This is a genomic window from Blautia sp. DFI.1.216, from assembly GCF_020594215.1.
GTDB classification, from domain to species: domain Bacteria; phylum Bacillota; class Clostridia; order Lachnospirales; family Lachnospiraceae; genus Blautia_A; species Blautia_A wexlerae.
Window position 1 is genome coordinate 50,041 of sequence record NZ_JAJDML010000001.1, and the last position, 18,776, is coordinate 68,816.

Genomic DNA, 18,776 nt, shown 5'->3' on the forward strand with positions numbered 1-18,776 from the left:
TTAATGTACTCACCCTGAAATCCAGTCCACAAAGAATACATGTCCTTTGTACTGTTCATATTCCAGCTTGCTGAAATTAAGGTTCTGTGCCTTAAATGCTGCCGGAGTCATAAAGAATTTGTAATTGAAATCCTTTGTCTTAAATCCCGGGAGTGTTCTCTTTGTGCCATGATTCACATAGTTACTGAACACTTCCATGGCTGCCTTTGCTGCCGCATAGGCATTGGTCCTGTCCTCAAACTGGCCTTTCAGTCTTTTAAGAAGTGCTCCGTCTGTGACAACCGCATACTGGGTAGGTTTTCCCTGATATACCACATAACGGATCTGTGACGGAAATTCTTTATACTGGTCAATGGTACAGTTTAATACGCAAAGCGCAACTGCCTCCATTCCCACGACTCCCTGATCTCCTGCTTCTGCATCACACACTGCTGCCAGAAGATCCAGATCTGACACCTTTCCGTCTGCAATTCCCGGATGTTCCAGGAACTCTTCTTCCATATAGTAGTATTTATTATTCTTCGCATCAAAGACCTTGACATATTTGCCCTCTACTGTGTAATCATTATCGGAAGTCTTTGTTGCAGCACCGTCAGAATCAAACCTGTATGTAGTTCCGTCAATGGAAGCGATGGTATTTGCCAGCATCACTCCTGATGTATCAAAATAATATTTCTTTCCATCAAGCTCAAGCCAGCCTGTCTTCGCCTTACCATCTGAAGGGTTGAAATAATATTTCTTACTTCCTACGGTTCCGAAACCTTTCTGATAACGGACACCGGTTGATTTTGAAAAATAGTAATAGTCTGAGTCAATTTTCTCCAGACCTGTATACATTATTCCATTTGACGGCTTAAAGTATCTGTAATTTCCGGCACTGCTCTTCACCCAGCCTGTACACATACGTCCATTGGCCTGACTGAAATAGCGTTTCTGTTCTTTTTTGTTCTCCACCCAGCCTTTGGCCATAACGCCGGAACCGCTGTAAAAATAATATTTATATTCATCTGTATCTGTGAGCCAGCCTCTTGTCATCAGGCCTGTTGTCTCATCAAAATGGCGGGTATTTCCATTGGAATCAGTGATAAATCCTGTCACCATATATCCGGCTCCTCTGGTAAAGTATCGGATTGCCTGTCCGCTGGAGTCTTTTACCCAGCCTTTTACCTGAACTCCTGTTTTCTTATCAAAGTAATATTTCTTACCCTTAAGTTCCAGCCAGCCTTTCTGTTTGGAACCGTCTTTGTTTATGTAGTAGGTTTTCCCTTTCTGAGTGACAAATCCTGTTTTTGTTGCCGCGGATACACTAAAACAGCCCATTACAAAAACGGTCATCACAAAAAGGAGCAGATACTTTAACAATAGTTTCCCATGTTTCTTCATTCTTATTCTCCGTTTCCTCTCTTTTTATACGTATTGTTTTACGTTTTAATTGGGTTATTGTTGCATTTCTTTCTCAATCATTACAGATTTGTTACGTAGTATATTATATCGGATTCATATATTATTGTCAACTTGTGAAAAGCAACAATTCGCATCGAACTTAAGGTTATTGGTTACTGTGAACATAATGAACAATGATGAAACTGTAACACTTTTTGCGGTTCCACATATGATAGGATTGTAAAGAAAAAAAACGGAGGATTTAATATGAGCGACTTAGCTGCTACAAATTGCGGATGTGAGGACAGAGGAGGATGCGGATGTGGCTGCGCTAATAACAGCGGATGCGGATGCGACAATGGCTGCGGATGTAATAACGGATGTGGATGTAACAGTGGATGGGGACTTTCAGGCGGAAATAATTCCTGCTGTAATATCCTCTGGATCATCATCCTTCTGTGCCTGTGCGGAAACAATAACTGCGGATGCAACAATGGCTGCGGCGGATGTGGCAACGGTGACAACTGCTGGATTATTATCGTGCTGCTTCTGTTATGTGGAAACAATGGCTGTGGATGTGGCTGCTGACAATCATTTTCTGTTGGCAGGGGGATCTTTCCCTCTGCCTCTTTATATTTTACAGGATTATAATTTCGTCCTTATTATTCATGCTGCCTGATATTATCCTTATCTTTCATATTCCGGGAATTGATCCTGTCTGTTTTCTTTTCCGGGTGCACTGTCTGAGCACATTGTTTTTTCTTTTTCACACACTCCAGATCTATCTCATAAAAAGCATTTCCATTTATAATAAGCATTTCTTTCTTTTCTTCTGACTCTGATTCCATATCTGATTCTCCATTTTTTTGCAACTGCAAACGCATGATACCTGCAGCAATTCCATAAAATTTGAGGCAGCGTGCAGTAAAAGCAGTCTCACAGTTACTTAAATTCTACTTTATTATATGTCAGAATCCTTCTCCCCGTCATATTCTGTTAATAAAAAACATAAAATGGAAGCAGATATTATGAATGAAGAGCAGATTTCACAGACTTTACTGGATCAGATGGTCAGTTCTGACCGCGGACAGATGATAAAAGCCGCCATTCCTTATCTTCCGCCAAAAGGACAGCAGATTTTCTCAGTCTATGAAAAAGCGGTTGAATTTATCAATACGGTTTCTGTTTTCAGCAAAAGAAGTTCCGGCAGCGATCTGTGTGCCATGAGCATGCCGCCCCAGAATCCGGTGGATATCATCAATGATATCCGCAGCTTCTGTTATGGTCCCAGCAGGGATAAATTAGATCAGATGGTAAATATGATGGCTATGGTTCAGATGCTGCAGCTCATGAACCAGCCTGCAGATGGTGAGAAGGAGGATTCTCATGAATGATGACTGGCGCAACAACCCGAAGCTTGCAGGTATGGACCGTTCCAAGCTTGATATGCTTCAGAATCTGGCTTCCCAGGGAAGTTCAAAGGGTGCAAATGAGATGCTGCCTTTCCTGATGAGCGCAGCTGCTCAGGGAAAAAAAGGTGGTCTGAAATTTAATGCTGATGAAATTTCTGCGATCATTGAAGTGCTGAAGATGGGAAAATCTCCCGCAGAGGCACAAAAACTTGATAAAGTGGTGAACCTTATGAAAATGATGCGGTGACCAAGTCCCCACTCACTGCTTATTGCTTTTCGCAGACTCCGCAGAAAACTTACCTGATTCGGTTAATATGAATTGCTATGATAACAAAAAGAGTACATTTCATCAACTTTCCGAAATGTACTCTTATGTTCAGTAATGTAACTTGTCACCAATTATTATCTGTCATATTTGCGCAGCCTGTCGCAGATAAATGTCAGTGCCTGTTCAACTGCCTGGTCTCTGATACTTTTTCTGTCGCCCTCAAAGTGAAATTCCCTCACAGTTGTCTTTCCTGCACAGTAACATCCCATAAATACGGTTCCCACCGGTGTTTCCTCTGTTCCACCGCCCGGACCTGCAAGTCCTGTCACAGAGAGACAGACATCGGTTTTGGCTGCTTTCGCACCGCCTTTTGCCATCTGTCTGGCACATTTGGCTGAGACAGCACCTTCTTTCTTCAGTGTACTCTTCTTTACTCCAAGACATTTTCTTTTGGCACGGTTTGTATATGTGACATAACCACACATAAATACCTCCGAAGCTCCCGGTACATTTACGATGTCCGCTGCTACCGCACCGCCTGTACAGGACTCGGCAAGAGATAGTGTCATTTTCTTTTTTTTCAGGAGTCCTACAACTGTTTCTTCTAATGCTGTTTCCTCTAATGCTGATTCTTCTGATGCTTCCTTTTCTGAAGCCATATTAAAGCCTTCTTTCTAATCCTGCATGGACAGAACACTCCTGTTCTGCCAGATATATGTGATCAGGGAAATAACGGTAAGTGCCAGAGAAAGCCAGATAAATATCTGTTCCAGAATATCAAACACTCCGCCCAGATCGATCAGCAGTAAAATGATCATGATCATCTGGGAAACCGTCTTGAATTTGCCCCAGTAGTTTGCCGCGATCACAACACCGTTCTCGGCTGCGATCAGACGGAATCCGCTGATAATAAATTCTCTTCCTATGATAATGATAACAAACCATGCCGGAAGTTTCTCCAGTTCAATAAAACAGATCATTGCAGAACACACAAGCAGCTTGTCTGCAAGAGGATCCATGAATTTTCCAAAGTTTGTCACCAGATTGTATTTTCTGGCAAGCTTTCCGTCAAACCAGTCGGTCACACTTGCAACAACAAAAATAGCAAGTGCTATATAGCGGTTTGCCTCACCGCCCAGGTCTGTAAGCATAAACAGTACAAGAAACGGAACCAGGATCATTCTGGCTACTGTAAGTTTATTCGGTGTATTCATCTGCCAACTCTCCTATCAAATCATATTCCAGTGCACCGGTCACACGTACCTTTGCAAAATCTCCTGTCATCAGGAGTTCTCCTGTCTGCACAAAAATATAACCGTCGACCTTTGGTGCATCTCCGTAAGTTCTGCCAATGTATGCGCTCTCATCTGCAACTTTTCCCTCGATCATCACGAGAAGTTCCTGTCCGATACGGTCAGTTCCCTTATCATAGGAAATCTCCTGCTGAAGCTCCATGATCTCGTCACGTCTGGCCTCTTTGACTTCTTCCGCAACCTGATCAGGCATCGTTGCTGCAGGTGTATCTTCTTCCGGTGAGTAAGTAAATACTCCCAGACGGTCAAATTCCATCTCATCCACAAAGCTCATCAGCTCTTCGTGGTCTTCCTGTGTTTCCCCGGGGAATCCGGAGATCAGAGTGGTACGGAGCACGATGTCAGGAATCTCCCGACGAAGCTTATTTACAATCTCCACCAGCTCTGCCTGTGTTGTCCTTCTTCCCATTCTCTTTAAGATACGGTCACTTGCATGCTGGATCGGAAGATCCAGATAATGGCAGATCTTCTTCTCCTCTTTCATGGTCTGGATCAGTTCATCGTAAATTTCCTCCGGATAGCAGTAAAGCACGCGGATCCAGCGGATTCCTTTGATCTTGCATAACTCTTTCAGGAGGATATGAAGAGATTTCTTTCCATATATATCAGTTCCATATACGGTTGTCTCCTGTGCGACAAGGATCAGCTCTTTTACGCCTTCCTCTGCCATCTCCTTTGCCTGTGTTACCAGACGTTCCATCGGAACGCTTCGGAATTTACCGCGAAGTTTCGGGATGATACAGTAGGTGCAGTGTTTATCACAGCCTTCTGCTATCTTGAGGTATCCGAAATGTCCGCCTGTTGTGAGAACACGTTTGCCAAGCTTTTCCGGAAGATAATCAATATCTTTAAATTCCTGGAAATGTTTTCCTTCCATTGCTTCACGGATTGCCTTAAGGATGTCTCCGTAGGAAGTTGTGCCAAGTACTGCATCTACTTCCGGTACTTCCTCAATGATCTCATTCTTATAACGCTGTGCCATACATCCTGTGACAACCAGGACTTTACAGCTCCCGGTTTTCTTGTATTCTGCCATCTCAAGGATGGTGTTGACGCTCTCTTCCTTTGCGTCATTGATAAAGCAGCAGGTGTTCACCACAATGGCCTCTGCTTCAGTTTCATCATCTACGATCTCGAACCCGTTACCTGTAAGAAGCCCAAGCATTTCTTCGGAATCTACAAGGTTCTTGTCACAGCCTAATGATACGAATAATAATTTCATAAATTCTCCTATAAGAATGTGCCTGAAAATATACCTCTGTAATTCTCAGACACATCCTTTTGTTTATCTATTGTGTTACCATCAGTTCTTACTCTTCAGTTGTTTCTGCAGTTGTTTCTTCTGCTGTTTCAGCAGTCTCTGTGATTTCAGAAGCCTGTGCTGATTCTTCTGTCTGTGCCTCAGCTGTCTGTTCTGTTCCTTCTTCATCCTCTTCTTCCGGAGCAAGGATCTTTACTTTTCCTTTGTAGAGCTCGTCGATCGCAACTGAGAGAGGTTTCTTGCCTGCCGCACCCTCTACCATTGGTTTGGAACCTGCAATGATCTGACGCGCACGTTTACTTGCAGCAAGTACAAGGGAATAACGGCTGTTAAGGGACATTGTTGTATCGTCGTCCTCACTGTTTGTATTGATTGCTTCGATTAATTCTGTATAAGACGGATGTATCATGTATTTTCTCCTTTCTTTTAAGCGGTCTGGGCCGCATGTTTATCATTTCTGAAATGCTTTTGTCTGTTTCTGGATATCTGCGATAAATTCTGCATTTCTGGATACTCTGGAATGTTCACTCACAATAATCTGATGAAGATGGTCTACGCATTCCTCTACAGTATCGTTGACAAGAATATAGTCATATTGTCCCATACCTTCTGCCTCTTCACCGGCTCTTGCAAGTCTGTCTGCGATCACCTGTGCGGTTTCTGTTCCTCTGCCTGTGAGACGGCGTTCCAGTTCCTCCACAGTCGGCGGAGTTACAAACACCAGAAGTGCTTCCGGTATTTTCTCTTTGATCTTCATTGCGCCCTGGATTTCGATCTCAAGGATTACATTTCTGCCTGCCTGAAGCTGCTCTTCGACATAAGAGCGTGGAGTGCCGTAATAATTTTCCACATACTGGGCATATTCAAGCAATGCATCCTCTTCGATCAGCCTCTCAAATTCATCCCTTGTACGGAAGAAATATTCTCTGCCGTCCTCTTCACCGGGACGGGGTTTTCTGGTTGTTGCGGAGACAGATAATGCATAACCATCATATTTCTCCATGAGGCGTTTCATTACTGTGCCTTTTCCTGCACCGGAAAATCCGGAAACCACTACTAAAATTCCTTTATTCATGGGTCTCTCCCTTATCCTCGTTTTCATATATTTCTGCAAATCTCCGGGCAATGGTCTCAGGCTGAAGTGCGCTGAGCACCAGATAATCGTCGCTTGTGACGATCACTGCTTTTGTCTTTCGCCCCTGAGTTGCATCAATCAGTGACCGGGTTCCCTTTATGCTCTGCACCATTCTTTTTACAGGTGCCGCATCCGGGCTTACCACTGCCACGATTTTCTGTGAATTGACTACATTTCCAAAACCGATATTAATAAGTCTTGCCACGTTTTCTTCCTCTATTCTACGTTCTGGATCTGTTCTCTGACTTTCTCAATCTCTGTTTTCAGATCAATGGCAATGTTGGAAATCTCCAGATCACTTGATTTGGATAAAATCGTGTTTGCTTCTCTGTTCATTTCCTGTGCCATGAAGTCCAGCTTGCGTCCGATGCCTTCTTTCTCTGTTGTGAGCATCTTTTTCATGTTTCTGATGTGGCTGTGAAGGCGGACGGTTTCCTCATCATTGCAGATTTTGTCTGAAAACAGGATGACTTCTGCTGCGATGCGGTTGTCGTCGATCTGTGTGTCTTCCAGCAGCTCGGAAACTTTTGCTTCCAGTTTGGTTCTGTAGGCATTGACTACTTCCGGAGAACGGGCTTCTACACGTAATACTTTTTCTTCAAGGCTGTCCAGTTTTCCGATAAGGTCCTTCTCAAGGTTTCTGCCTTCCTGTGTCCTTGTCTGGACAAATTTCTCACATGCCTCGCGAAGGGGCGGTTCCAGAGATTCCCAGAGTGCTTCCTCATCAACAGACTGTTCTTCCATGACAAGTACCTCCGGATAGCGTGACAGGGTGCTGACTTTGATATCGTAGTCAAGGTCAAAGTCCTGCTGCATCTGTTTGAGACAGGTGATGTAGTCGGATGCGAGTTCTCTGTTGTATTTGAGGGCTCCGTTGTCCAGGGTGTAGTCTTCGTATGTGATGTATACATCAACTTTGCCTCTCTGGATGTAGGTTTTCATCAGGTTTCTGACTGCGCCTTCCAGGAAGTTGAGTTTTCTGGGCATTTTGATGCTGAGGTCCAGGTATCTGTGGTTGACAGATTTTAGTTCGATTGTTATTTTTCTTTCTTTGGTCACGACTTCTGCCCGGCCGAAACCTGTCATGCTTTTTATCATAGTTTTTCTCTCTTTGTCTGTCTATTAGTGTCGGGGTATGTGTGCCTGTTCTGGTTTACATACAGATTTATTATAGTTCATTATAGAATGGGAGTCAAACATTTTTTCGTTGATGGCGGTAGGAAATGTGTGGTATACTAGCAGAAGGGACGCCGCAGGTGGGACGCAGGTGGGACGCAGGTGGGACGCAGGTGGGACGCAGGTGGGACGCAGGAGAAAATAAATAGTTCCGGGCGCGGTTTCGGGGTTTAGTCAACTCTAAGGCTTCGGAAATCTGCTAAAGGCATGAAAAAAACAGCAAAACTCGCTTCGCTCAGACAGGTTGCTGTTTTTTTCATAACGCAGATTCCCGAAGCCTAAGAGTTACTACAACCCCTGCAAATGCGCCCGGAACTATTTATTTTCTCCTGCTGGTAGCTGGCTGTTGGAGGTATATGGTATATCCTTTAAATTGAACGGCTTTCAGAAAAGCTTATTATAGTTTGTTTGTCAGAAAGGGCTTTGCCTTTCTGACGTAGGTGGTGTTTAGATTTTATGTATTACCTGTCAATTATAAAATTGTTATCAGTCATATTGGGGACTGAGATTTTGATTATTGTGAGTATTATTTAAAAAGGAGTGTTTTTATATGGCTTTTGATGGGATTACGATTGCGGCTATGGTGAAGGAGCTGCATTTGAATTTGGATGGAGGACGGTTTAATAAGATTGCTCAACCGGAGGCGGATGAGCTTTTGATTACGGGGAAGGGGGCGAATGGGCAGTGCAGGCTGCTGCTTTCGGCCAGTGCTTCTCTTCCGCTGATTTATTTTACTTCCAAGAATAAGCCCAGTCCTATGACTGCGCCTAATTTCTGTATGCTGCTGCGTAAGCATATTGGAAGTGCGAGGGTTTCGGATATCAGGCAGCCGGGGATGGAGCGTGTGGTGATGTTTGAGCTGGAGCATCTAAATGAGCTGGGGGATCCCTGTAAGAAGGTTCTTATCATGGAGCTGATGGGCAAGCACAGTAATATTATTTTCTGTGATGATAAGGGGATGATCCTGGATAGTATCAAGCATGTTTCTTCTCATATGAGTTCTGTGCGTGAGGTGCTTCCGGGAAGGGAGTATTTTATTCCGAAGACGCAGGATAAGCTGGATCCGCTGACTGTGAGTGAGGAGGAGTTCTATGATGTTGTGTGCAGGAAGCCATGTAATGTTTCCAGAGCTGTTTACTCTTCTCTTACGGGAATCAGTCCGGTTGTTGCGGAAGAGATCTGTTTCAGGGCTTCGATCGACGGAAGTGATGCAGCGCAGTCTCTGGATGAGGCGGCGAGGGTGCATTTGTATCATACGTTCCGCAGGCTGATGGATCAGGTTGTGGAGGGGGATTTTTCTCCGAATATTGTTTACCGGGGGGAAGAACCTGTGGAGTATGGTGTGTTTGCGTTCCAGCAGTATGGACCGGAGTATCATTCTGTGGAGTTTGAGAGTGTTTCACAGATGCTGGAGACTTATTATGCGACAAAGAATACGCTGACGCGTATCCATCAGAAGTCTTCGGATCTGAGGAGGATCGTGCAGACTGCGCTGGAGCGTAACCGTAAGAAGCTGAGTCTGCAGGAGAAGCAGATGAAGGATACTGCGAAGAAAGAGAAGTATAAGGTTTACGGGGAGCTGATCAATACTTACGGGTATGGGCTGGAGGATGGATGTAAGTCGTTTAAGGCTCTGAATTATTATACCAACGAGGAGATTACCATTCCTCTTGATCCTACTATGACTCCGGCGGAGAATTCCAAAAAGTATTTTGACAAGTATGGAAAGCTGAAGCGTACAGAGGAGGCTCTAACTGAGCAGATTGCAGATACGAGAAGTGAGATTGAGCATCTGGAGTCTGTTTCCAATGCTCTGGATATTGCTCTGGCTGAGAGTGATCTGGCACAGATCAAGGAAGAGCTGATGGAGTATGGATATATTAAGAAGCATTATGACCGCAGGAAGGGGCAAAAGGCGCAGAGTAAGTCTAAGCCGTTCCATTATGTGACTGAGGATGGGTATGATATTTATGTGGGAAAAAATAATTTCCAGAATGATGAGCTTACCTTTAAGTTTGCCACAGGGAATGACTGGTGGTTTCATGCCAAGAAGATGGCCGGTTCGCATGTGGTCGTGAAGTCTAAGGACGGCGAACTGCCGGATCATATCTTTGAGATTGCGGGACAGCTTGCTGCTTATTATTCCAAAGGACGTACTGCTCCTAAGGTGGAGATTGATTATATCCAGAAGAAGCAGGTGAAAAAGCCTGCAGGGGCGAAGCCCGGATTTGTGGTTTATTATACAAATTATTCGCTGATGGCTGAGCCGTCATTAAAAGGAGTCAGGGAAGTCTGATCATACTGTTGTATAGTTACAAATATTAAAAGAATTGCGGGAGCTGCTTTGCAGCGGAGTAAGTAATTCGTGGATGTCAGGTCAGGGGTGAAATACCTTTTGACCCTGACATTATATAACAATAATTAAGGAGAATTTCTTTTTATGAGTATTTTGAATGTTGAACATCTGACACATGGTTTCGGAGACAGGGCGATTTTTAATGATGTGTCTTTCCGCCTGTTAAAGGGCGAGCATATTGGACTGGTTGGTGCCAACGGGGAAGGTAAATCTACTTTCTTTAATATTGTAACCGGAAAGCTGATGCCGGATGAGGGTAAGATTGAATGGGCAAAGAATGTACGTGTCGGCTATCTGGACCAGCATTCTGTCCTTTCTCAGGGTATGTCCATCCGTGACGTGCTGAAATCTGCGTTCTCTTATCTCTTTGAGATGGAGGAAAGAATGAATGGGATCTGTGACTCTCTTGGCACTGCTTCTCCTGAGGAGATGGATACTCTGATGGAGGAGCTGGGAACTATTCAGGATACCCTTACCATGCATGATTTCTATGTGATCGATGCGAAGGTGGAGGAAGTTGCCAGAGCCCTGGGACTTCTGGATATCGGACTGGAACGTGATGTTACAGACCTGAGTGGTGGTCAGAGAACCAAGGTTCTGCTTGGCAAGCTGCTTCTGGAGAAGCCGGATATCCTGCTTCTGGACGAGCCTACCAACTATCTGGATGAGGAACATATCGAATGGCTGAAGCGTTATCTGCAGGATTATGAGAATGCATTTATCCTTATCTCCCACGATATTCCGTTTCTGAATTCTGTTATCAATCTGGTTTATCATATGGAGAATCAGGAACTGAACCGTTATGTCGGGGATTATGACCATTTCCAGGAAGTGTATGAGGTGAAGAAGGCTCAGCTTGAGGCTGCTTACAGACGCCAGCAGCAGGAAATCAGTGAACTGAAAGATTTCGTCGCAAGAAATAAGGCCAGGGTTTCTACAAGAAATATGGCAATGTCCAGACAGAAGAAGCTGGATAAGATGGATGTGATCGAGCTTGCTGCCGAGAAGCCGAAGCCTGAGTTTCATTTTAAATACGGACGCACTCCGGGGAAATATATTTTCGAAACGAAGGATCTGGTTATTGGTTATAATGAACCTCTTTCCAGACCTGTTACTCTCTCTATGGAAAGAGGAAATAAGATTGCGCTGGTTGGTGCAAACGGTATCGGTAAGACAACTTTACTGAAGAGTATTCTGGGGTTGATCCCGTCTCTGAAGGGTTCCTGCGAACTTGGGGAGAATCTTCAGATTGGATATTTTGAGCAGGAAGTAAAGGGTGATAACAAGACTACCTGTATTGATGAGATTTGGGCGGAGTTTCCGTCTTATACTCAGTATGAGGTGCGGTCTGCTCTCGCCAAATGCGGTCTGACTACCAAGCATATTGAAAGTCAGGTACGTGTACTGAGTGGCGGGGAGCAGGCGAAGGTGCGTCTGTGTAAGCTGGTGAATAAAGAAACGAACATTCTGCTTCTGGACGAGCCTACCAATCATCTGGATGTGGATGCAAAAGAAGCTTTGAAGCAGGCATTGATCGAATATAAGGGAAGCATTCTCCTGATCTGCCATGAACCGGAGTTTTACCGCGATGTGGTTTCTCAGGTATGGGACTGCAGTAAATGGACTACAAAAGTATTATAATAATTGGTACATGAAGGGTTATTACAAATGAGTAAAGCAAAAACTGTGGATCTGACTTCCGGTCCGATCCTGAAAACTCTGGCAGAGCTGGCTCTGCCTATCATGATTTCTTCCATGCTGGGAACAGCATACAGTATTATGGATATGGCATGGATTGGACTGCTTGGTGCAAAGGCGGTTGCAGGCGTGGGAGTAGGCGGAATGTATGTCTGGCTCTCCCAGGGACTTGCATCCCTGTCAAGAATGGGCGGACAGGTAAATACAGCTCAGGCATGCGGGCGCAAAGATTATGACCAAGCACGTTCCTATGCTGCCGGTTCTCTGCAGCTCACTGCACTGTCCGGCATTTTGTTTGCTGCTGTCTGTGTTATTTTCATACAGCCTCTGCTGGGATTTTTTAATCTGACCGACGCAGAAACTTATACTGCTGCCAGATCTTATACATTGATCACCTGTGGACTGATCCTTTTTTCTTATCTGAATCTGACGTTGACCGGACTCTCTACTGCGCAGGGCGATTCCCGCACTCCCCTGCTTGCAAACTTTATCGGGCTTGCAGGAAATATGATCCTGGATCCGCTGCTGATCCTTGGCATCGGACCTTTCCCGAGGCTGGAGGTTGCCGGAGCCGCTATTGCGACAGTAAGTTCACAGATTCTGGTTTTTGTAGTGATGGTTCTGCGTATCCGGCATTCCAGACTGGAGCCCAATGTTTTACAGCATCTGAATCTGCTGTCTGTTTTTCCAAAAGAATATTATAAGCACATCTTCAGGATCGGGTTTCCCACAGCTATACAGGGAAGCATTTACTGTTTCATCTCCATGGTTCTGACCCGTATGGTTTCCGGTTATGGTGCTGCCGCTATTGCAACGCAGCGTGTTGGCGGACAGATTGAATCCGTATCCTGGAATACTGCTGATGGTTTTGCTTCAGCACTGAATGCTTTTATTGCCCAAAATTACGGTGCACGAAAAAAAGACCGTATCCGTAAAGGTTACAGTCTGTCATTTCGCGTTCTCACAATTTGGGGCCTGTTTGTCACTGCAGCTTTTGTCTTTCTTCCGGAACCAATTGCCAGGTTATTTTTCCACGAAAAAGAAGCTCTGGATACTGCTGTCAATTATCTGGTCATTATCGGATTCAGTGAAGTCTTTATGTCCATTGAGCTGATGACAGTGGGCGCATTATCAGGACTTGGACGCACCAGATTATCCAGTACGATCAGTGTGATCCTGACAGGCTCACGAATCCCGCTGGCATTGATCCTGACACATGCGGGAATGGGATTAAATGGTGTATGGTGGGCGCTTACAATCTCTTCTATCGTGAAGGGAATCGTGTTTACACTGACATTCCGGCATATCAGCAGGCGGTTGCCTGAAAAGGTCTAAAGGTTTCTTAATACAGCTGGCAAACTCAAAAGAGGACTGTTCAGAAAAATTTCTGTCAGTCCTCTTTTTACTGTTTCTATTATTTCGCAACAAAGTTTACGATCTTGTTCGGTACATAAATCTCTTTGATAAGGTTCTTGCCTTCCAGGAAGGAAGCAATTCTCTCGTCTGCTTTGGCGATCTCGAATGCTTTTTCTTTTTCACATCCGTTAGGGATTACGATTGTTCCTCTTACTTTACCGTTTACCTGTACACCAATCTCAACGGTCTTGGCAATTGTTTTGCCTTCATCGTATTTCGGCCATTCGGAAACTGCCAGTAAGCCTTCACCTCCGATGAATTCCCAGATTTCTTCGCAGACATGCGGTGCGAACGGACTAAGCAGTTTGATAAAGATGGTAAGGTCATCTTTGCTTAAGTGTCCTTCTGCTGTGATCTCATTAATGAGTGTCATCAGGCTGGCGATCGCTGTATTGAATTTCAGGTTCTCGATATCAGAAGAAACTTTTTTGATGGTACGGTGGAGTTTCATCTCCAGTTCATCAGATACGGATTCTTCAGAAAGGATATCTGTCAGCCCTGCAACACGGTCCAGGAACTTCTTACAGCCCTTTACAGAGTTCTCGCTCCATGGTGTAGCTGCGCCATAGTCACCCATAAACAGCACATAGGTACGAAGAGTATCTGCACCGTATTCTTCTACAATATCCAGCGGGTCAACTACATTACCCTTGGATTTACTCATTTTATCTCCGTCCGGTCCGAGGATCAATCCCTGGATGGAACGTTTTGCGTATGGTTCCGGTGTATTTACTACGCCAAGATCATACAGGAAATGATGCCAGAATCTGGAGTAGATCATATGTCTGGTAACGTGTTCCATACCACCATTGTACCAGTCAACAGGCATCCAGTATTTCAGTTTGTCCATATCTGCCAGTGCATTTGCATTGTGCGGATCTGTATATCTTAAGAAATACCAGGAAGATCCTGCCCACTGAGGCATAGTATCTGTCTCACGCTTCGCTGCAGCACCACATTTCGGGCATGTGCAGTTTACGAAAGAATCAATCTTTGCAAGTGGGGACTGTCCGTCTTCACCCGGCTCGAAGTCCTTTACATCCGGCAGGCGCAGCGGAAGTTCGTTCTCCGGAACTGCCACAACACCGCAGTTCGGGCAGTGGATAAGCGGGATTGGCTCACCCCAGTATCTCTGGCGGTTGAATGCCCAGTCTTTCATCTTATACTGAACACCGGCTTTACCGATTCCTTTTTTCTCCAGTTCTTCCAACATACGCTCAATAGAATCTTTCTTCTTTGCATATCCGTTCAGGAAATCGGAGTTTACCATTTCGCCGTCGCCTGTATAGGCTTCTTTGGAAATATCTCCGCCTTTGATAACTTCGATAATGTCGATGCCGAATTTCTTCGCGAAATCATAGTCACGCTGGTCGTGAGCAGGTACTGCCATGATAGCACCTGTACCATATCCCATCATTACATAGTCAGCAATGTAGATCGGGATTTTCTTACCGTTAACCGGGTTGATTCCCTCAAGTCCCTGGATTCTCACACCTGTTTTATCTTTTACAAGCTGAGTTCTCTCAAACTCTGTTTTCTTTGCACACTCATTACGATATGCAGTGATCTCATCCATGTTTGTGATTTTATCTGCATATTTGTCAATGATCGGATGTTCCGGTGCGATTACCATGAATGTTACACCAAACAGAGTATCCGGTCTGGTTGTATAGATTTCAAGTTTCTCATCGATTCCGTCAACATCGAAGTTAACGAAAGCACCTTTTGATTTGCCGATCCAGTGGATCTGCTGCTGTTTTACATTATCCGGATAGTCTACATCTTTCAGACCTTCCAGAAGCTTATCTGCATACTGGGTGATTCTTAAATACCATACATCTTTTGATTTCTGAACAACATCGCTGTGGCAGATATCACATTTACCGCCCTGGCTGTCTTCATTGGAAAGGACTACTTTACAGTGCGGGCAGTAATTAACCAGTGTTCTGTCTCTGAATACAAGACCTTTTTCGAACATTTTCAGGAAAATCCACTGTGTCCATTTGTAGTAATCTTCATCTGTTGTATCGATCACACGGTTCCAGTCAAAGGAAAATCCAACTTTCTTTAACTGGTTTGAGAATCTCTTGATGTTCTCATCTGTGATGATACGTGGATGTGTTCCGGTCTTTACCGCGTAGTTCTCTGTCGGGAGACCAAATGCATCAAATCCGATCGGGAAAAGTACATTATAGCCTTCCATACGACGTTTTCTGGAAATAACCTCCAGACTGGAATATGCTTTGATATGTCCTACGTGCATACCGGCACCGCTTGGATATGGGAACTCTACCAGACCATAGAATTTAGGTTTGTCACTGTTATCTTTGGCTTCGAAGACTTTGGCCTCTTCCCATTTTGCCTGCCACTTAGGCTCAATCTTTTTAAACAAGTATTTCATCTCTATACTTCCTCCAACATTTTGCTATATCTAAAAATTCATTTTAATTCAATGGCGCCGGTTTGTCAATGTAACGTTTCGCAGTATTGGCTGTTTTACGATAAAAATGGGACCTATTTTATAGTTACTACCAGTGAACAGTAAAAACAGGACATCTCACATTTCTGTCAAATGTCCTGTCTTCTTTATTTCTTATATACTTACATCTAATTCATAGCGCTGATATATTTATCTGCTGCCTCTCTGTCGGTAACCGCCAGCCTCTTATTATTCTTCAGATTTATCCACTTTGCTTGCTCTGGCTTCAATTTCTTTTGCCTGAATATCTCCAGGAGCCTGCTCGTAGCGTGCAAATTCATAGGAGAATTCTCCGCTTCCACCTGTCATAGAACGAAGATCTGTGGAATATCCATAAATCTCAAGCTGTGGAACATCTGCCTCAATAATGGTATTGCCCTGATGATCAGGAGTCATACCAAGAACACGGCCACGACGTTTGTTCAGGTCACCCATAACATCACCGGTAAATTTATCCGGAACAGTTACTTTCATAGATACGATTGGCTCTAAGAGTACAGGTGATGCATCCATAAAGCCTTTCTTAAATGCAAGAATCGTTGCCATCTTGAATGCCATTTCTGAGGAGTCTACCGGATGATAAGATCCATCATATAAGGTAGCTTTCACACCAACTACAGGATATGCAGCCAGAGGTCCTTTTAATACGCATTCCTGAAGACCTTTCTCAACTGCCGGGAAGTAGTTCTTCGGAACTGCACCACCAACTACAACCTGTTCAAATTCATAAGGTGTCTCCAGATCGCCTGATGGCTCGAAACGCATCTTAACATGTCCATACTGTCCATGTCCACCGGACTGTTTCTTATGTTTGCCTTCTACATCTGCATTCTTACGGATTGTCTCACGGAACGGAACCTTCGGTTTGCTCAGTTCAACATCTACTTTGTAGCGTTCTTTTAATTTATTCATAACAATATCGAGATGCTGGTCACCGATACCGTAGATAAGGCTCTGACGGTTTGCACTGTCATTTACTACACGAAGTGTCTTGTCTTCGCTCATCATCTTCGCTAGTGCCTGGGAAATCTTATCCTCATCACCCTTCTTCACTGCTTTAAATCTCTTGCAGGTATATGGTGTGGAAAGGAGTGCCTTCGGATAAAGAATCGGATTTGCTTTTGTCGCAAGGCTGTCACCAGTCTGTACGCTGTTTAATTTGGCAATTGCACCAATATCACCGGCATGAAGTTCCGGAACCTCGATCGGTTTGGATCCTTCAAGTACATATAATTTATTCAGACGTTCTTCTTCGCCTTTCTCTACGTTTAATAAAGTGTCATCGGATTTGATAACACCGGAGCATACTTTAATAAGAGAATATTTGCCAAGGAACGGGTCTGCAATTGTTTTCCACACATATGCGGATTTCACTTTCGTGAAGTCGTAGTTTGCTTCAAAGATCTCATTTGTCTTCTGAGCGATTCCGTTGCAGGAGCGTTTGTCCGGGCTTGGGAAATATCCGCAGATATCATCCAGTAAGTTGGATACACCGCGAAGATTGATCGGTGAGCCCATGCATACAGGTACGATAGATGCTTCCTGTACGTTCATTGCAAGTGCTGCGGAAACCTCTGTTACCGAGAATGTATCACCTTCAAAATAACGGTCCATGAATTCCTCGCTGGTCTCTGCAACAGATTCCATAAGGATATCGTGATATTTCTCCAGATATTCATCCAGGTATTCAGGAATCGGGCATTCCTCTTTCTTACCTTTATCTATGTACTTACGTCCTGCCTGTTTTACAACATTTACATATCCTACAAATTTGCCGTCTTCACGAATCGGGAAGTGAAGCGGTGCGATCTTCTTGCCGTAGAGTTCAGTGAGCTGTTCTACTACTTTACGGTAGCTGACATCATCTACGTCCATATCTGTGACAAAGATCATTCTCGGAAGTTTATATTTCTCACATAAGTTCCATGCCTTCTGTGTTCCAACCTGAACGCCTGCTTTACCGGAAACTACAATGATCGCTGCATCTGCTGCGCTTACTGCTTCTTCTACTTCGCCTACGAAATCGAAATATCCGGGAGTATCCAGCACATTGATCTTTACCTTATCCCACGGTACCGGGATCAATGTGGTAGAAATGGAAAAATGTCTCTTAATCTCTTCTTTGTCATAATCGCTGACAGTATTTCCGTCTTCTACTCTTCCGAGACGGTTAGTCATTCCTGCTAAGTAAGCCATTGCTTCTGCCAGTGTAGTTTTGCCAGCGCCCCCATGACCTAAAAGGACTACATTTCTAATTCGGTCAGTTCTAAATACATCCATGTTGCGTACCTCCCTGTTTGTCTGTTATGTTATTGCCGCTTGCAACGTCCGCAGCAACGATATGGCTATATATTACTAAATTTTTTTATATTTTTCAAGTATTTTATGAAATTTTAACATCTTTTTTTGTGAACTTCTTGTAAATTGATGAGCATTTTATATATTTTCAGTAATTTTCACGGATCTCGACTGTGAATTTTATCTCAAACGTGCAGCTGGCTGACTGATTTTGATTGTACGAATATTTATAATGCATCGTTTTTTTCAGTTGACTATAGTAGTCCTAGAGCGTGTCTGAAAAAGGCTTTCTGCAAGATGTGCGTCACAATTTGTGGGATATTTTGCCCGGATGAGGGCGCCGTAGCGGGCTACGGCAACTGAATTCGGGTGAAATATCCCGCAAAGTGGGGCGTGTAGATTGCGGGAATGATTTTTCAGACACACTCTAGTAACCAGAGTGCGAAAGACATGGAAGATATCTGCATATGATACGGCGTTCGCTTTGTCGCTTTAAATTATTTATGTATAAAAGTGCCGTATGAATTGACTTTTCAAATCATATCCTTTAAAATAGTAAATTATGAAATCATGTAACTGTT

17 protein-coding genes and 1 pseudogene are annotated in these 18,776 nt (G+C 44.0%); 6 read left to right on the forward strand and 12 right to left on the reverse strand.

The window, feature by feature from the left end; all coding sequences use genetic code 11:
• Window positions 1-9: 9 nt before the first annotated feature.
• Window positions 10-1,383 (reverse strand): cell wall hydrolase, encoded by a 1,374-nt coding sequence (locus LJE11_RS00210; protein ID WP_226852804.1) that lies wholly within the window; start codon window positions 1,381-1,383, stop codon window positions 10-12.
• A gap of 267 nt (window positions 1,384-1,650) precedes the next feature.
• Here LJE11_RS00210 and LJE11_RS00215 point away from each other — a divergent pair, with 267 nt between their 5' ends.
• Window positions 1,651-1,971: a hypothetical protein gene (locus tag LJE11_RS00215; protein WP_118573923.1), complete on the forward strand. Its 321-nt coding sequence runs from the start codon at window positions 1,651-1,653 to the stop codon at window positions 1,969-1,971.
• Between the two features lie 74 nt (window positions 1,972-2,045).
• On the opposite strand, the gene LJE11_RS00220 is transcribed toward LJE11_RS00215, so the two are convergent.
• The gene (locus LJE11_RS00220; RefSeq protein ID WP_227295249.1) at window positions 2,046-2,231 is read right to left on the reverse strand and encodes a hypothetical protein; all 186 of its coding nucleotides are present in this window, start codon (window positions 2,229-2,231) and stop codon (window positions 2,046-2,048) included.
• Window positions 2,232-2,411: 180 nt separating this feature from the next.
• Between LJE11_RS00220 and LJE11_RS00225 the strand changes: the two genes are divergently transcribed.
• Together LJE11_RS00225 and LJE11_RS00230 are read left to right on the forward strand one after the other, a co-directional pair.
• Window positions 2,412-2,777 (forward strand): hypothetical protein, encoded by a 366-nt coding sequence (locus tag LJE11_RS00225; protein ID WP_022381123.1) that lies wholly within the window; start codon window positions 2,412-2,414, stop codon window positions 2,775-2,777.
• Window positions 2,770-3,042, forward strand: coding sequence for a hypothetical protein (locus LJE11_RS00230; RefSeq protein ID WP_008704527.1), 273 nt, complete (start codon window positions 2,770-2,772; stop codon window positions 3,040-3,042). Before LJE11_RS00225 ends, LJE11_RS00230 begins: the two co-directional genes overlap by 8 nt.
• A gap of 155 nt (window positions 3,043-3,197) precedes the next feature.
• Here the strand turns inward: LJE11_RS00230 and LJE11_RS00235 are convergent, their stop codons facing one another.
• From LJE11_RS00235 to LJE11_RS00265, 7 genes are all read right to left on the reverse strand, one after another.
• Window positions 3,198-3,722 (reverse strand): CinA family protein, encoded by a 525-nt coding sequence (locus LJE11_RS00235; RefSeq protein ID WP_179985381.1) that lies wholly within the window; start codon window positions 3,720-3,722, stop codon window positions 3,198-3,200.
• A gap of 15 nt (window positions 3,723-3,737) precedes the next feature.
• Complete coding sequence (gene pgsA, locus LJE11_RS00240) at window positions 3,738-4,277, reverse strand: CDP-diacylglycerol--glycerol-3-phosphate 3-phosphatidyltransferase (RefSeq protein ID WP_008704529.1); 540 nt, start codon at window positions 4,275-4,277, stop codon at window positions 3,738-3,740.
• On the reverse strand, window positions 4,261-5,598 hold the full coding sequence (gene rimO, locus LJE11_RS00245; RefSeq protein WP_008704530.1) for a 30S ribosomal protein S12 methylthiotransferase RimO: 1,338 nt from the start codon (window positions 5,596-5,598) through the stop codon (window positions 4,261-4,263). Before rimO ends, pgsA begins: the two co-directional genes overlap by 17 nt.
• 88 nt (window positions 5,599-5,686) lie before the next feature.
• On the reverse strand, window positions 5,687-6,046 hold the full coding sequence (rpoZ, locus tag LJE11_RS00250; protein ID WP_008704531.1) for a DNA-directed RNA polymerase subunit omega: 360 nt from the start codon (window positions 6,044-6,046) through the stop codon (window positions 5,687-5,689).
• A 42-nt stretch (window positions 6,047-6,088) separates the two neighbouring features.
• On the reverse strand, window positions 6,089-6,712 hold the full coding sequence (gene gmk, locus LJE11_RS00255) for a guanylate kinase (RefSeq protein WP_227295251.1): 624 nt from the start codon (window positions 6,710-6,712) through the stop codon (window positions 6,089-6,091).
• Window positions 6,705-6,977 carry a DUF370 domain-containing protein gene (locus LJE11_RS00260; protein WP_008704535.1) on the reverse strand — a complete coding sequence of 91 codons (273 nt, stop codon included), beginning with the start codon at window positions 6,975-6,977 and terminating at the stop codon, window positions 6,705-6,707. The genes gmk and LJE11_RS00260 overlap by 8 nt, the downstream gene beginning before the upstream one ends.
• A gap of 11 nt (window positions 6,978-6,988) precedes the next feature.
• Window positions 6,989-7,870 (reverse strand): YicC/YloC family endoribonuclease, encoded by an 882-nt coding sequence (locus tag LJE11_RS00265; protein WP_118613257.1) that lies wholly within the window; start codon window positions 7,868-7,870, stop codon window positions 6,989-6,991.
• Window positions 7,871-8,498: 628 nt separating this feature from the next.
• Between LJE11_RS00265 and LJE11_RS00270 the strand changes: the two genes are divergently transcribed.
• The 3 genes from LJE11_RS00270 to LJE11_RS00280 all read left to right on the forward strand — a co-directional run bounded on the left by LJE11_RS00270 (window position 8,499) and on the right by LJE11_RS00280 (window position 13,337).
• The gene (locus LJE11_RS00270) at window positions 8,499-10,244 is read left to right on the forward strand and encodes an Rqc2 family fibronectin-binding protein (protein WP_118331281.1); all 1,746 of its coding nucleotides are present in this window, start codon (window positions 8,499-8,501) and stop codon (window positions 10,242-10,244) included.
• Between the two features lie 144 nt (window positions 10,245-10,388).
• Window positions 10,389-11,945: an ABC-F family ATP-binding cassette domain-containing protein gene (locus LJE11_RS00275; RefSeq protein WP_008704538.1), complete on the forward strand. Its 1,557-nt coding sequence runs from the start codon at window positions 10,389-10,391 to the stop codon at window positions 11,943-11,945.
• Between the two features lie 27 nt (window positions 11,946-11,972).
• Complete coding sequence (locus LJE11_RS00280; RefSeq protein ID WP_008704539.1) at window positions 11,973-13,337, forward strand: MATE family efflux transporter; 1,365 nt, start codon at window positions 11,973-11,975, stop codon at window positions 13,335-13,337.
• 79 nt (window positions 13,338-13,416) lie between these two features.
• Here the strand turns inward: LJE11_RS00280 and leuS are convergent, their stop codons facing one another.
• From leuS to LJE11_RS20230, 3 genes and pseudogenes are all read right to left on the reverse strand, one after another.
• A complete protein-coding gene (gene leuS, locus LJE11_RS00285; protein WP_008704540.1) occupies window positions 13,417-15,819 on the reverse strand; it encodes a leucine--tRNA ligase in 2,403 nt (800 codons plus the stop codon).
• Window positions 15,820-16,086: 267 nt separating this feature from the next.
• Window positions 16,087-18,177, reverse strand: a complete 2,091-nt coding sequence (locus LJE11_RS00290) for an elongation factor G (protein ID WP_008704541.1) — start codon at window positions 18,175-18,177, stop codon at window positions 16,087-16,089.
• A gap of 333 nt (window positions 18,178-18,510) precedes the next feature.
• A pseudogene (locus LJE11_RS20230) lies at window positions 18,511-18,621 on the reverse strand (DUF6783 domain-containing protein); the annotation flags it as partial.
• Between the last annotated feature and the right edge of the window lie 155 nt (window positions 18,622-18,776).

What these genes read in the sequence shown, in the direction of transcription:
- LJE11_RS00230 (WP_008704527.1), top strand. Translation starts at nt 2,770, where the DNA reads ATGAATGATGACTGGCGCAACAACCCGAAGCTTGCAGGTATGGACCGT.
- pgsA (WP_008704529.1), bottom strand. Translation starts at nt 4,277, where the DNA reads ATGAATACACCGAATAAACTTACAGTAGCCAGAATGATCCTGGTTCCG.
- rimO (WP_008704530.1), bottom strand. Translation starts at nt 5,598, where the DNA reads ATGAAATTATTATTCGTATCATTAGGCTGTGACAAGAACCTTGTAGAT.
- LJE11_RS00265 (WP_118613257.1), bottom strand. Translation starts at nt 7,870, where the DNA reads ATGATAAAAAGCATGACAGGTTTCGGCCGGGCAGAAGTCGTGACCAAA.
- LJE11_RS00270 (WP_118331281.1), top strand. Translation starts at nt 8,499, where the DNA reads ATGGCTTTTGATGGGATTACGATTGCGGCTATGGTGAAGGAGCTGCAT.
- LJE11_RS00220 (WP_227295249.1), bottom strand. Translation starts at nt 2,231, where the DNA reads ATGGAATCAGAGTCAGAAGAAAAGAAAGAAATGCTTATTATAAATGGA.
- LJE11_RS00215 (WP_118573923.1), top strand. Translation starts at nt 1,651, where the DNA reads ATGAGCGACTTAGCTGCTACAAATTGCGGATGTGAGGACAGAGGAGGA.
- leuS (WP_008704540.1), bottom strand. Translation starts at nt 15,819, where the DNA reads ATGAAATACTTGTTTAAAAAGATTGAGCCTAAGTGGCAGGCAAAATGG.
- LJE11_RS00210 (WP_226852804.1), bottom strand. Translation starts at nt 1,383, where the DNA reads ATGAAGAAACATGGGAAACTATTGTTAAAGTATCTGCTCCTTTTTGTG.
- LJE11_RS00235 (WP_179985381.1), bottom strand. Translation starts at nt 3,722, where the DNA reads ATGGCTTCAGAAAAGGAAGCATCAGAAGAATCAGCATTAGAGGAAACA.
- LJE11_RS00275 (WP_008704538.1), top strand. Translation starts at nt 10,389, where the DNA reads ATGAGTATTTTGAATGTTGAACATCTGACACATGGTTTCGGAGACAGG.
- LJE11_RS00225 (WP_022381123.1), top strand. Translation starts at nt 2,412, where the DNA reads ATGAATGAAGAGCAGATTTCACAGACTTTACTGGATCAGATGGTCAGT.
- LJE11_RS00290 (WP_008704541.1), bottom strand. Translation starts at nt 18,177, where the DNA reads ATGGATGTATTTAGAACTGACCGAATTAGAAATGTAGTCCTTTTAGGT.
- LJE11_RS00280 (WP_008704539.1), top strand. Translation starts at nt 11,973, where the DNA reads ATGAGTAAAGCAAAAACTGTGGATCTGACTTCCGGTCCGATCCTGAAA.
- rpoZ (WP_008704531.1), bottom strand. Translation starts at nt 6,046, where the DNA reads ATGATACATCCGTCTTATACAGAATTAATCGAAGCAATCAATACAAAC.
- gmk (WP_227295251.1), bottom strand. Translation starts at nt 6,712, where the DNA reads ATGAATAAAGGAATTTTAGTAGTGGTTTCCGGATTTTCCGGTGCAGGA.